9 protein-coding genes are annotated in these 13,600 nt (G+C 72.4%); 4 read left to right on the forward strand and 5 right to left on the reverse strand.

Annotated features, from left to right (window positions below):
• Positions 1 to 30: 30 nt before the first annotated feature.
• From recC to TTY48_RS16245, 4 genes are read left to right on the forward strand one after another with little or no spacing between them, the layout of a single operon-like run.
• Entirely contained in the window at positions 31 to 3,339 is a 3,309-nt protein-coding gene (recC, locus tag TTY48_RS16230) for an exodeoxyribonuclease V subunit gamma (RefSeq protein ID WP_220658701.1), read from the forward strand.
• On the forward strand, positions 3,339 to 6,674 hold the full coding sequence (locus TTY48_RS16235; protein WP_220658702.1) for a UvrD-helicase domain-containing protein: 3,336 nt from the start codon (positions 3,339 to 3,341) through the stop codon (positions 6,672 to 6,674). The genes recC and TTY48_RS16235 overlap by 1 nt, the downstream gene beginning before the upstream one ends.
• Positions 6,671 to 8,467, forward strand: a complete 1,797-nt coding sequence (gene recD / locus TTY48_RS16240; protein WP_220658703.1) for an exodeoxyribonuclease V subunit alpha — start codon at positions 6,671 to 6,673, stop codon at positions 8,465 to 8,467. Before TTY48_RS16235 ends, recD begins: the two co-directional genes overlap by 4 nt.
• A 1-nt stretch (position 8,468) precedes the next feature.
• Positions 8,469 to 9,341: a hypothetical protein gene (locus tag TTY48_RS16245; protein WP_220658704.1), complete on the forward strand. Its 873-nt coding sequence runs from the start codon at positions 8,469 to 8,471 to the stop codon at positions 9,339 to 9,341.
• Between the two features lie 3 nt (positions 9,342 to 9,344).
• On the opposite strand, the gene TTY48_RS16250 is transcribed toward TTY48_RS16245, so the two are convergent.
• The 5 genes from TTY48_RS16250 to TTY48_RS16270 form a co-directional block, all read right to left on the reverse strand.
• Positions 9,345 to 10,964: an HNH endonuclease signature motif containing protein gene (locus TTY48_RS16250; protein ID WP_220658705.1), complete on the reverse strand. Its 1,620-nt coding sequence runs from the start codon at positions 10,962 to 10,964 to the stop codon at positions 9,345 to 9,347.
• 104 nt (positions 10,965 to 11,068) lie between these two features.
• Positions 11,069 to 11,299, reverse strand: coding sequence for a hypothetical protein (locus TTY48_RS16255; protein ID WP_220658706.1), 231 nt, complete (start codon positions 11,297 to 11,299; stop codon positions 11,069 to 11,071).
• Between the two features lie 10 nt (positions 11,300 to 11,309).
• A complete protein-coding gene (locus tag TTY48_RS16260) occupies positions 11,310 to 12,557 on the reverse strand; it encodes a glycosyltransferase (protein ID WP_220658707.1) in 1,248 nt (415 codons plus the stop codon).
• Positions 12,554 to 13,180 carry a TetR/AcrR family transcriptional regulator gene (locus TTY48_RS16265; protein WP_220658708.1) on the reverse strand — a complete coding sequence of 209 codons (627 nt, stop codon included), beginning with the start codon at positions 13,178 to 13,180 and terminating at the stop codon, positions 12,554 to 12,556. Before TTY48_RS16265 ends, TTY48_RS16260 begins: the two co-directional genes overlap by 4 nt.
• A gap of 44 nt (positions 13,181 to 13,224) precedes the next feature.
• Positions 13,225 to 13,515 carry a YiaA/YiaB family inner membrane protein gene (locus tag TTY48_RS16270; RefSeq protein ID WP_220658709.1) on the reverse strand — a complete coding sequence of 97 codons (291 nt, stop codon included), beginning with the start codon at positions 13,513 to 13,515 and terminating at the stop codon, positions 13,225 to 13,227.
• Between the last annotated feature and the right edge of the window lie 85 nt (positions 13,516 to 13,600).

The following is a 13,600-nucleotide window of genomic DNA, read 5'->3' on the forward strand; positions in this document are numbered from 1 at the left end:
CTGTCGGACATCCGTGTTAGAACCGGACCCATGCTCACCGTGCACCGCTGCGAGCGGGGCGACGTCCTCGTCGACGCCCTCGCCGAGGTCCTCGCCACCCCCGGCGCGGATCCGTTCGCTGCGGAGGTGATCGCGGTCCCCGCCCGGGGCGTCGAGCGATGGATCACCCAGCGCCTGGCCAGCCGCCTGGGGATCGCCGCGAACATCGAGTTCCCCACGCCCGAGGGGTTGGTGGCCGAGGCGATCGCCACGGCCTCCGGGATCGCGCGGGACGAGGATCCGTGGCGCGGCGAGAGATTGGTGTGGCTGGTGCTCGCCGCGATCGACCGGCTCGCCTTCGAACCCGGTGGCGAGGTCTTGGCCCGGCACCTCGGCGTCACCCGGCCCGGCGGCTGGGCGGAGCAGCCCGGGCATCGTCCTCGGCGTCGGTACCCCACCGCGGAGCTGCTCGCCGGCCTGCTCCGGTCCTACGGGGCAAACCGCCCGGGGATGCTGGTCGACTGGGCGGCGGGGCGCGAGTCCGACGGTGCGGGCGGCGCCCTGCCTGCCGATCTGCACTGGCAGCTGCGGCTGTTCCGCGAGGTCCGCGATCTGGCCGGTGTCCCCAGTCCCGCCGAGCGGCTCGATGCCGCGTGCGAGCGGCTCCGCGCCGAACCCGGCCTGCTGTCCCTGCCGCAGCGCCTGTCGGTGTACGGACCCACGCGCGTCCCCGCAGATCAGGCCGCCGTTCTCGCGGCCCTCGCGCAGCATCGGGACGTGCATCTGTGGCTGCCGCACCCCAGTCCCGCGCTGTGGGAGCGCACCGTCGTGGACCCCGCATCCGGGGTAGGGGAGCCGATCCCGCGCACCCGGGGCGCCGCGGCCACCAATCCGTTGCTCGCGAGCCTCGGCAGGGAGTCCTCCGAGCTGCAGGTCCGGGTCAGCCCCCTCGCCGACGCCGATGTGCATCACCCGGCGCCGTCCCATCCGGGCACCCTGCTCGGCGGGTTGCAGCGCGCGATCGCGGACGACACCGCGCCGGCCCCTGACTCCGCGCCGGACGGCACCATCGAATTCCACGCCTGCCACGGCCCGGCGCGGATGATCGAGGTGCTCCGCGAGCGCCTGGTGCGCCTGTTCGAGGACGATCCCACGCTGCAGCCGCGGGATGTGCTGGTCACCTGTCCCGATATCGAGACCTACGCGCCACTGATCCGGTCCGCCTTCGGCCAGGCCGTCGCGGGCACCGCGGCCGGGGAGCCGGCGGAGGACGCGCATCCGGCGCAACGCCTGCGAGTGCGGCTGGCCGACCGGTCGCTGCGGTTCACCAATCCGCTGCTGGACGCCCTGCTCACCGTGTTGGAGCTGGCGGACGGCCGGGCCACGGTGGCGCAGGTGCTCGACCTCGCCGCCACCGAGCCGGTGCGCCGCCGGTTCCGCTTCTCGGACTCGGACATCGAGCGGCTCCGCGAGTGGGCCGGTCCGTCCGGCGCCCGGTGGGGTCTGGACACCTCGGGCCGGGAACGCTTCGGCCTCGGCGGTTTCCCGCAGAACACCCTGGCCACTGCGCTGGACCGGATCCTGCTCGGCGTGGTCGCCGATGAGACCGAGGGGGAATGGCTCGGCCTCGGCCTGCCGCTCGACGATGTGGACTCGACCGATATCGATCTGGTGGGCCGGTTCGCCGAATACCTCGACGTCCTCACCCGCGCCACGGCGGATTCGCGCGGTCGGCGGCCGGCGCACGAATGGGCCGCATCGCTCAATGCGCTCGCGGTGGACGTGGCGGCGGTGGCGCCGAGCGACGGCTGGCAGGTGACCCAGGCGGGCCGAGAGATCGCCACCGCGCTGCGCGGCGGCGCCGAGCGCGATCTCACGCTGCCCGAGGTGCGGGCGATGCTCGGCTCCCGGCTCGCGGCCAAGCCCACCCGGGCGAACTTCCGCACCGGCGAACTCACCGTGTGCACGCTGGTGCCGATGCGGTCGGTCCCGCATCGCGTGGTGGTGCTGCTCGGCCTCGACGACGAGGTCTTCCCGCGGAGCACCCGCTACTCGGGCGACGATGTGCTCGGGCGCACTCCCTGTGTGGGGGAGCGGGATCCGCGCGCCGAAGACCGGCAACTCTTCCTCGACGCGGTGACCAGCGCCACCGATCGCCTATTGGTCTTCTACACCGGTGCCGACCCGGTGAAGGGCACCCCGCGCCCGCCCGCCGTGCCGGTCGCCGAGCTGCGGGACGCGGCGCGGGCGCTGCTGACCGATCCCGCCGCATCGGGACTGGAGTTCCGGCACTCTCTGCAGCCCTTCGATTCCGACAACTTCGACCCGGACCGGTTCGGGCTCGGCGTCCCCTTCTCCTTCGATCCGGCCGCCTACGCGGGTGCGGTCGCGGCGGGCGGCACACCGGAGCCCCCGGCCCCGTTCCTGGACGGTCCGCTCGCCGCGGCCATCGAGGACGTGGACCTCGACTCCCTCTTGCGATTCTGCGAGCACCCGGTCAAGGCCTTTCTGCGGCAGCGCCTCGGGTTCACCGTGCCCGATCAGGACGAGGAGCTCGCTGAGGCCCTGACGATCGCGCCGGACGGGTTGCAGCGCTGGGACATCGGCGACCGCATGCTCGCCTCGGCATTGGCCGGAGTGGAACCCGACAGGTTCGCCGCCGCCGAGATGCGCCGCGGCACGCTGCCGCCCTTCGCCCTCGGCAGTGCGGTCCTGGACGGCATCGCCGGCACCGTCGCCGAACTGTCGCGGGTGGCCTCGCCCTATCTCACCGGGCCGGCCACCACCGTCGACATCGCGGTCGATCTGGGCGCGGGCCGCCGGCTGGTCGGGTCGGTGCCGTCGGTGCGCCCGGGCGGGATCGTGCGCTCGTCCTTCAGCAGGCTCGCTCCCAAACACCGGGTCGCGGCGTGGGTATCGCTGCTCGCCCTGGCGGCGGGCGGGCATTCCGAGCAGTCGGCCGTCGCGATCGGACGCGGGCGATTCCGCGGAGTGCTCACCTCGCGGCTCACGGTGCCCGCGGACCCGGTGGCGGAGCTGCGCGCCCTGGTCGATCTGCGCGATCGCGGACTCACCGAACCGCTGCCGCTGTTCCCGGCCGCGTCGGCGGTCTACGCCGAGCGGGGGATCGCCGGCGATTCCCAGCAGATGGCACTCGACGCCGCCCGCGGTGAATTCGAGAGTAGTTTCGGCGACGGCAAGGACCGCTCCATCCGTTACGCACTGGGGGAGTCCGCCTTCGACGATGCGCTGGGCCCGCCCCGCGGCACCGAGGCGGAGTTCTCCCGCGCCGGAACCCGATTCGGTGCCCTCGCGGCCCGCCTGTGGGTGCCGCTGCTGAACCACGAGGAGATGAGCTGATGGCCGCCCGGGAATCCGTCCTCGGGGTGACCCCGTTCGAGCTCACCGGCCCCCTGCCCGGGGGAGCCACCACCACGGTGCTCGAAGCCAGCGCCGGCACCGGCAAGACCTACGCGATCGTCGGCCTGCTCACCCGGTACGTGGCCGAGGGCGTGGCCGACCTCGGCTCCATGTTGCTGATCACGTTCTCCCGCGCCGCCACTCAGGAACTGCGCGTACGCGCCCGCGCCCGGTTGGTCGCGGCCGAGGAGGCGCTGCGCGACCCCGAGGCGGCGCGGGACTGCGACGACGAACTGATCCGGCACCTCGCCGCGGCGGCACCGGAGGAGGTGGACCTGCGTCGCCGGCGGCTGGTGGCGGCGCTCTCGGACTTCGACGCGGCCACGATCACCACCACGCACGGCTTCTGCCAGCGGATGCTCGACGCCCTCGGCATGGCGGGCGATCTGGAGCCCGGCGCGCAGTTCGTCGAGGACATCGGTGATCTCGTCCAGGAGGTGGCCGAGGACGCCTACCTGGGGATGTTCGCCGGGCGTCCGCACCCGCCCTTCCCGCTGGCCACGGCCCTGCTGTACGCCCGCACCGTGGTCGCCAACCCCCGCGCCGCCATCACCCCGCGCGACGCCGAACCGGGCTCCGATGTGGCCGCCCGCGTCCGGTACGCGGAGGCGGTGCGCCGCGAGGTGGACCGTCGCAAGCGGCTCGGCCGGCTCCGTGATTTCGACGACCTGCAGGGCCTACTGCGCGACGCGCTCACCGATGAGACGCACGGCGAGGCCGCGTGTTCGCGTCTGCGCGAGCTGTATTCGGTGGTCCTGGTCGACGAGTTCCAGGACACGGACCCCGTGCAGTGGGACATCCTGCATGCCGCCTTCCACGGCCACCGCACGCTGGTTCTGGTGGGCGATCCGAAACAGGCGATCTACGCCTTCCGCGGCGCGGAGGTGTACAGCTATCTCGAGGCCTCGAAGCAGGCCACTACCCACCAGGCGCTCGACGTCAACCGCCGGTCCGACGGTCCGCTGGTGACCGCGCTGCAACACCTGTACGGCGATGTGGCCCTGGGCGATGCCCAGATCGTGGTGGGCCCGGTGAGCGCCGCGCGGACGGATTCGCGGCTCGTCGGGCGACCGCTGCGGCTGCGGTACCTCGGGTCCAACGGCGTGGGACCGAAGACCCAGTACGGCATCCCGCGCGTGCCCGGTGTCCGCAAGGCGGTACTGCGCGATGTGGCCTCCGATATCGTGCACGCGCTGGTGGCGGGGGAGGAACTGGACGACGGTGGAGCGCCGCGCACGCTGGAACCGCGGGACATCGCGGTGCTGGTCCGCAAGAACGAGCACATCGCCGAGCTCCAGTCGCTGCTGCAGGGCCTCGGCGTGGCCGCGGTCGCCGCGGGCGGCGCCAGCGTCTTCACCACCGCCGCCGCCACGGACTGGCTGCGGCTGCTGCAGGCGCTGGAGAACCCGGGGCGCGCCGACCGCGCCCGCCTGGCGGCGCTCACCCCGCTCTTCGAGTTCACCGCCCGCGACCTCGACGAGCGCGGCGACGAGCTGGTCTCCGAGATCAGCGGGCGGCTGCGCACCCTGGCCGGGATCTTCGCCCGCTCCGGCTTCGCCGCGATGTTCGACGCCCTCGCCGCCGGATCACGGTTCGACGCGCGCCTACTCGGCAGGGTCGGCGGTGAACGCACGCTGACCGACCTGCGGCACGTCGCCGAACTGGTGCAGCACGCCACCGTCACCCTGGGGCTCGGGCTGGGCGCCGCCACCCGATGGCTCGCCGAACGCATCGCCGACCCCGGCCTCGGCGGCACCGCCGATCCCGCGCGGCGGCTCGCCACCGACACCCAGGCCGTGCAGTTGATGACGGTGCACGCCAGCAAGGGGCTGCAATTCCCGGTCGTGTACCTGCCCTTCGCGTGGGACTCCTTCGGCGGCTTCGGCGACCGTGACACGTTCACCTTCCATGAGGACGGTGAACGGCTCGTGGACGTGGGCGGCAAGGACGCCCGCGGCTACGACGCCCGCCTGGCCACCTCCCGGGAGGAGGACGCGGCGGAGGAGCTGCGCCTGCTCTACGTGGGGGCCACGCGCGCGCAGTCGCGCCTGGTGCTGTGGTGGGCGCCGAGTACCACCACGAAGGGCTCGCCGCTGCACCGCCTGTTGTTCTCCGAGGTCGGCGGTGGCCGTGTGCCCGCGGGGCAGGCGCCGATCCCGAGGGACGACGAGGCCGGTGCCCGGTTGCGCGAATGGGCGGCGCCCGTGGAGTCCGCGGTCTCGATCGAGGCGGTCGACCCGGCCGCGCCGGCGCCCCCGCAGTGGCGTCCGCCGTTCGCCGGCTTCCCGCCGCTCGAACTCGCGCGGGCGTCCCGGCGGATCGATCCCAGTTGGCGGCGCACCAGCTACTCGGCGCTGGTCGCCGACGCCGCACACGGTCCGATCGCCGCACCGGACACGGGGAGCGAACCCGATGTCGAGGACCGCGCCGACGAACCGGTCGACGAGCCGGCCGACGCCCCGGCGCCGGCCCCGGACGCACCGTCGTCGCTCATGAACGGCCTGTCCGGCGGCACCGTCTTCGGCAATCTCGTGCACGAGATCCTCGAACACGTCGACACCGGCGCACCCGATCTCGCCGCCGAGGTCCTGGCCCGCTGTCGGGAGGCCGCCGAATTCGGCACCACCGCAGACGATCCCGCCGAGGTGGCGGCCGCGCTCACCGCGGTGCTCCACACCCCGCTGGGGACCGGGGAACTGGCCGGTCTCACGTTGGCGGAGGTGGCGCCGGGGGATCACCTCGCGGAGCTGGACTTCGAGCTGCCGCTCGCCGATACCGGATCGGCCACGCTGGGCACGATCGCCGACCTGCTGGAGCGCCACCTGCCCGCGGACGATCCGTTGGCGCCGTACGCCGCCCGGCTGCGTGAGGTACCGGGCGCCGCGCTGCGCGGCTACCTCACGGGCAGCATCGACTCCGTGCTGCGGGTGCGGGCGGCGTCCGGCGACCGGTTCGTGATCGTCGACTACAAGACGAACCGCCTGGCCCGCGGCGAGCTCACCACAGCCGACTACACGCCGGAGCGGATGGCGCAGGAGATGATGGGCTCCAACTACGTCCTGCAGGCGCTGCTGTATTCGGTGGCGCTGCACCGCTTCCTGTCGTGGAAGCTGCCCGGCTACGCCCCCGAGCGTCACCTCGGCGTGGTGCAGTACCACTTCGTGCGCGCGATGATCGGGCCGCAGACACCGCCCGGATGCGGTGTCTTCGAATGGTATCCGCCGGCGGAGCTGATCGTCGCGGTCTCGGACGCGCTCGCGGGAGGCCCGCGATGAGCACACTGCTGGAGGCCTTCGCCGAGGCCGGCGTGCTCGCGCCCGCCGATGTGCACGTGGCCGGGGCCCTGGGCAGGCTCGGCGGTGAGAGCGACGAATCGGTGCTCCTGGCCGCCGCGCTCGCCACCCGCGCCGTCCGGCTCGGCTCGGTCTGTCTCGAGCTCTCGCGCCTGCGGGACGTGGCCGTGGACGGCGACGACACCGTCGACCTCGATGCACTGCCCTGGCCGGACCCCGCGCAGGTGGTCACCGCGTTGCAGCGCAGTCCCCTCGTGACGGGCTCGGCGAAGGGGCCGCTGCAACCGCTGCGCCTGGTCGACGACGAACTGCTCTACCTCGATCGCTATCACCGCCAGGAGGAGACGGTGCGGGCGGTTCTCGACGCGCGCGCCGATGCCGCCCCGGGCGTCGATGTCGAGCGCTTGCGAGAGGGCCTGCGGCAGCGGTTCCCGGAGCCGGGACCGGACAGGCAGCGGCTGGCCGCCGCCGTCTCGGTGCTGGGCCGCACCACCGTTCTGGCTGGTGGCCCGGGTACCGGCAAGACCTACACGGTGGCCCGGATTCTGGCGCTGCTGTTCGACCAGCACGGCCCCGAGCTGCGGATCGGCCTGGCCGCACCCACGGGCCGGGCCGCGGCGCAGCTCGCCGGCGAGGTCCGCAAGCAGGGCGAGGCGCTGGGGCTCCCGCGGGACATCCCGGCGCAGACCATCCACCGGATGCTCGGCTTCAAACCGGGCAGCGCCAGCAGGTTCCGGCACGACGCCGACAATCACCTGCCCTACGACGTGGTGGTCGTCGACGAGACGTCGATGGTCTCGTTGACCATCATGTGCCGATTGCTGGAGGCGCTGCGGCCGGATGCCCGCCTCATCCTGGTGGGCGATCCCGATCAGCTGGCCTCCGTGGATGCCGGTGCCGTGCTCGGCGATCTGGTGACCCGCGGGGTCACCCGGGTCCCGTCGCCGGAGGTCGAGGCGTTGCTCGCCGACGAGGCGGCGCGCTCGGGCGCCGAGGAGGAGCGGCTCGACGAGGCCGAACTCGCGCAGGCGCGGCGGGGCGTGGTGCGGCTGCGGCGGGGCCGCCGCTTCTCCGGTGTCCTGGGCGAGCTCGCCGACGCGGTGCGTCGCGGCGACGCCGACCGGGTGATCGAGTTGGCCCGCGCGGGTGGCGACGGCGCGATCGAGTGGTGCGAGCCCGACGATCTCGCGGGGCTCCGCGCCGATGTCGAGGCGGCCAGCGCCGCAACGGCGCTGGCGGCGCGCGCGGGGCGGGCCGGTGATGCTGCGGCCGCCGTGCAGTTGCACCGCGTGCTGTGTGCGCATTCCGAGGGGCCGTCCGGTGTGACCCGGTGGGCGCAGCTCGCCGAGGAGTGGTCCGGTGTGCGGCCCGGCGGATTCGGTTGGTACGCCGGGCAACCGCTGCTGGTGACGGCCAACGACTACGACACGAAGGTGTACAACGGCGACGTGGGCGTGGTGATCGCGCACGATGGCGATCCTGCCGATCTGCGGGCCGCGTTCTCGCGCGGCGGCGACGTGGCCCTGCTGTACCCGAACCAGTTGGTGGCGGTGCGCACCGTGTACGCGATGACGATCCACCGCAGCCAGGGCAGCCAGTACGAGGCGGTGTCCGTGGTGATCCCGCCCGCGGATTCGCGGCTGCTCACGCGGGAGCTGCTGTACACCGCGATCACCCGAGCACGGCAACGCGTACGCCTGGTGGGTTCCGAGGAGGCGCTGCGCGCGGGTGTCGCACGGCAGGTGCTGCGCGCCAGCGGCTTGCGGAGGGGATGAGATGCGGGTCCTGATCCAGGGCGCCGGGGCGATCGCCGCGGCCGCGGGTGCATTGTTCGCGGAGGCCGGGGCGGCGGTGACGGCGGCGTCGCGGCGCGACGGTGTCACGCTGACCGCGGTGCGGCGGCGCAGCGGCACCACGGTGGACGTGCCGGTGACCGGGTACGCCGGGATTGCGCCGGGCGTCTTCGACCTGCTGGTGCTCACGTCGGCACCGGGGGAGCTGGCACCCGAGGTGGCGGCGGTGCTGCGGGATGCGCGGATCCCCGCCGTAGTGGGTACCAGCCAGGTCCCGGGCGATCTCGCCGCGACGCGTGCGCTGTTCCCCGATGCCGAGGTGGCGTTGTTGGCGCCGAACGTCGCGTCCTTCGCCACCTCGCGCGGGGCGCAGACCCGGGCCGAGTTCTGGGTGCCGCCGTTCCTCGGCGCCTTCCTCGTCGCGGGCGACGGTGCGCTGCCGGCCCGGATGGCCGCGGAGTTTCCGCGGGTCGTCCGGCGCGTGCCGATGCGCGCCGTCGAGGCGAGTCCCGCGGGCCTGGTGCCGTACGCGGCGGAGCTCGCCGTGGTCGACGGTGACTGGGACGCCTTCCGCCGCAGTCTCGGCCGTCCCGGTGCCGCGTCCGCGGAGGCGCTGCGGGTCGTGACCGGCCGCACTGCTCCGGCCCTGCCACCGATCGTGGTGCGTGTCGGCCTGGCGACGGCGGGGGTGGCGATCCCGCTCGACGTCCCGACCTTCGCGGGCAATCATTTCGTCCGGCACGCGGAGCAGAGCCTGCGGATGCTCGACGCCTGGCGTGCCGCCGCCGGGCGCCCCACTCCGGCCCTCGATTCGCTCCGCACCGACCTCGCCGCGGCGATAGATCGGCGGACGTAGCCGTCAGGCCGCAGACACTGCGCCGCCCGCCGATCCGTCGGGGCGCCACTGTTCCTCGGCGTCATGGTCGGCGAGGAGCCGTTCCAGGTGTGGCGGTCCGTGGGGGCCGTCGAGGATGGCTGCGATGTCGTCGTAGGTGGTGCCGATGACGGCGTTGTACTGGGCGCGCTGGTCTTCGGCCCGCCACTGCTCGCGGAATTGCTCTGTTCGGCGGCGCCAGTGGTCGAGGGCGCGGCGATGGAGCTCGTCGGTGTGGTGGGTGTGATTGACCCGGTGCCGACGGGTGGGGTCGGCCTTGCGCCGCCAGCCGGTGCGCCCGGCGTAGGGCCCCTCGGCGAGGGTGATCGTCTCGCGCCCCCGCGGACGGTCGCTGGTATCCGGTGTCACGGTGGCGTGGTGCCGATCGCAGGCCAGAGTGAGCGCGGTGATATCGGTTTCGCCGCCGTCCGCCCACTCGGTGATGTGGTGGACCTGGGTCCGGGTGGCGGGCGCTTCGCATCCCGGGGCGGAGCACCCGCGTTCGGATCCGTACAGCGCGATCCGCTGATCGGCGGTGGCGAGCCGCTTCTCCCGGCCGAGGAACAGTGGCCGCGATGCGAGGTCGAGAAGGAGGACGTACTTGGGGTTGGTGCCCATCATCCGCAGTGCGTCCTCCACCGGCAGGCGCCCGCCGGTGGCGGTGGTGGCGATCCCGGTGTGCGATTCGAGCTGGTCGATGGTCAGGGTGACGATCGGTACGCACGGTAGGCCGCGGTGCTGGCCGAGCTCACCCGCGGCTACCGCCATGCGCAGCGCAGTGACCAGGGCATCGTGATTGCGCTGTGATCGCGTGCGCTTGTCCCGCTGAGCGGCATCGCGCAGCGCGGCTTGATCGGTGGTATCGACCGGATCGTCGGCGTCGGCGGGGTTGTTCATCCCGGGCCGGGCGAGCTTCTCCAGGATCGTGTCGAGGAGCGCCCGTCCTTCGGGGCTCAGCGCCCCGTCGAAGTCGGTCATCATGTGGTCGCCCTGGGGTCCCACGTCCAGCGCTCGGGCCCGGGCGATGACATCGGCGTCGGGCTCGGCGCCGTCGGGATCGAGGAGATCGATGGCGCGCCTGCCGATCGTGATCAGGTCGTCGGGGGTCACGTCGTGTGCTGCGGTGACGAGGATGTCTTCGAGGTTCTCCGCGTCGGTGGCGGTGAGCCGCGTGCGGCAGGCGGTGAAGATCTTGTCCATGGCCGTGGCGTGCCGCTCGGAGATCCGTCCCGCACGTTGTGCGGCTGCGATCAGCGCGTACTTCGGCTCGGGTGCGGTTCCGCGTTCGTGGCGGGGTGCCCGGTCGACGGCGCCGCGCATGCGGTCGCGGGCCTCGGACCCGGCCAATCGCAGCTGGTCGACCAGCATTTCTTTGATGCCGGTGTAGTCGAGTTGCCCGGGCAGCCCCTGCTCGAATGCCACTCGCGCGAGCAGGTGTTGGCTGTACGGGATCTTTCGGGCCGCGGTTTCCAGGCGATGCAAGGCCTGCAGCACCTCCTGCGGGCTGAGCATTACCGGGTCGGTCGCGGCGAGGCGATCGGCGGCGCGTTCGAAGGAGGCGAGTGCATCGAGGTATTCGCTTGCAGTGCTCGTGGTCTCGATCATTCTGCCTCCTCCCAGTGAGTCCCATTTTACGCCACTGTTCGATGAAGAAGCAATAGTTCGAACAGTGTTCGTCGCGCCTCATACATGCACGGGCGCACCATCTTTCACATCGATGATGGCGGATGATCGGAGCAGTCGAAAGAATTTGTGGCGCCCGAAGCGCGCTGCAGCAGGCGGCTCGCCGCCTCGGGCTGCCGGGCGACACCCTCCACCAGCTTCGATCCGGCGAGACCGTTGCCGATCCCCGCGCCGACGGCCGCGCCGCCCAGGATGACTCCGCCCGCGGCGAGAGCGCCCGCCGTGATGATCGCGTTGACGAGATTCTGGTCGACCATGATCGTCTCCTTAGCCGGGGGTGATACGTGCGTCGAGCAGGTCGGTGAGTGCGCGGGCGGCACGCTCGGCGCCGTCCTCCGCACGCACGACCGCACCGAGTTCCGCGGTGCGGTTGCGGTGCGCGGGCGCCGCTTGTAGAGCTTCTGCGAGCCCCTCGGCGGTCAGCGAATGACGGGGCCGGGGCGCGGTGCCCGCGCCGATCGTGTGCAGGCGCTGTGCCCAGAAAGGCTGATCCATGATGCCGGGCACCGGGATCGACGGGACGCCGGCACGCAGCGCGGCAGCGGTGGTGCCCGCGCCGCAGTGATGCACGACCGCTGCGCACCGGGGGAACAGCTGCGCATGCGGGAGATCGTCGACGACGAGGAGGTGCTCGCCCTCGGGCGCCAGGCCCGCCCACCCGCTCTGCACGACGGCGCGCACACCGGCGGACGCGGTGGCCTCGGCGATGATCGCCGACAGGTGCTCACCCTGCGCGGTCGCGGTGCTGCCGAGCGTGATCGCCACCGGCGGCGGGCCGGCCTCCAGGAACGCCTCGACATGCGAGGGGAGGCCGCCCACGGATTCGGGGGTGAGGTAACCGGTCACGTGCAGGTGATCGGGCCAGTCGCGCGGTCGGGGGAGCACGGCCTCGCTGAACGGATACAGCACCGGCCAGCCGCGCCGTGCCCGCTTCTCGGCAGCGGACGGTTTCGCGGGGAGGCCGAGATCGCGGCGCAGCTCCGCCACCACGGGTGCGTACACCCGCTCGGCGAATCCGCCCAGCCACCACACCGCCCGATTCCCGAGCCGGCCGAAGGAACGCGTCCCGAGCGCCGGAGGGCTGAAAGCGCCGGTGGGGGAGGCGGGCTGGAACATGACACCCGCGCTGGGCAACCCGAGCGCCGCGGCGACGTGCCGCCCGAGCAGGGCGCCCACGGGGCCCTCCAGCAGAAGCAGGTCGGCACCGTCGGACGCCTCGGCCATGGCCTTGCCCACGCCGCGCAAGCCCTCGCGCATCTCCTCCAGGGATTCCTTCGACGGCCGCATCGACGTCCCGTCGACGAGGGCCTGCGCCGCGGGGGAGGCGATCGTCTCGGCCCGCGTATCGCGCGGTAGTGGCGCGAAGGTGATTCCCGCGGAGTCGACCTCGGGCCGATACGGCTCCTGCGCGGCGATCACCACGTCGATTCCGCTGGACTGGAGGCGGCGGCCGAGGCCGGTGAGCGGAACAACGTCGCCCCGCGTGCCGAACGCGGATATCGCGATGCGGGTCATGCGACCACCGCCCGGGCGAACAGATCGACCACGGTCTCTCCGTAGGCGATCGGGTCGTAATCGGACAGTCGCGCATGGTCGGTGGCCGCCCCGTCGAGTGCGCCGCGTAGGGCCGATGCTACTGCGACGGCATCGAGATCGGCGCGGAACTCGCCCCGTTCGACCCCGAGCGCGAAGATCGCGGCGGGGTCGAGCAGGGCCAGATCTCCCTGCGGGGGATTCGCGGCGGTGTCCTCGGTGACGGCCGTGTCGAATCGCTTGCCGTCGGGAGTGCGATAGGTGGTCGCGATCTCGCGGAGGGCGATGGTCTGATCGCGGTGCTCGGCGAGGAAGGCCATGTTGGCCCGGATGTAGGCGGCGAGCTTATCGGCGGCGGTCTCGGCCGCGGCGATGGCCGGGACGATGTACTGCGCCGCGGTGACGAAGACGGTGGTGGTAACGGCCTGGACCAGCTCGTCCTTGGTGCGGAAGTGATAGAGCGCGACGGACTTCGCGATGCCGACGTGTTCGGCGATCCTCGCGACGGACGCCGCGGGGTAGCCGTTCTCCGCGATCACGGCGATGGCCGCATCCACGAGCTGCGCCCGTCGTTGTTCCGAGGTGAACGTGTCTCTAGACCGCATGGTCTAAATATAGACCGTGCGGTCTAGAGAAGTCCAGGGTCGGTTCAGCCCACGCTGCGGAGCGGATCGTGCTCGGCCATCAGCTTGTCCAGGCGCGCCTCGTCGACACGGCCTCGGATGCTGTTGGCCTCCTGCTGATCCCGCACGACCTTCGCGAGGTTGAAGCAGCTGGTGATGAGGAACAGGGTGCCGATGATCATGAAGCCGCGCTGCCACGGGTCCATGGGCAGGTAGAAGGCGCCGATGAGCAGCGCCCCGGACGAGACGGCGAAAGCGATGGCGGACTGGGCGAAGAAGGCGGTGGTCGGCTTCGGAGCCGGAGTGTGTGAGGTCATGGTTATGAGGATGTCGGCCCGAGGCGCGCGCCGCCTGAGTAGGACTACCCGATCTGGGGGAGTACTTCACGCCGAGACGACGCAC

Source organism: Tsukamurella sp. TY48, assembly GCF_019656655.1.
Taxonomy (GTDB): domain Bacteria; phylum Actinomycetota; class Actinomycetes; order Mycobacteriales; family Mycobacteriaceae; genus Tsukamurella; species Tsukamurella strandjordii.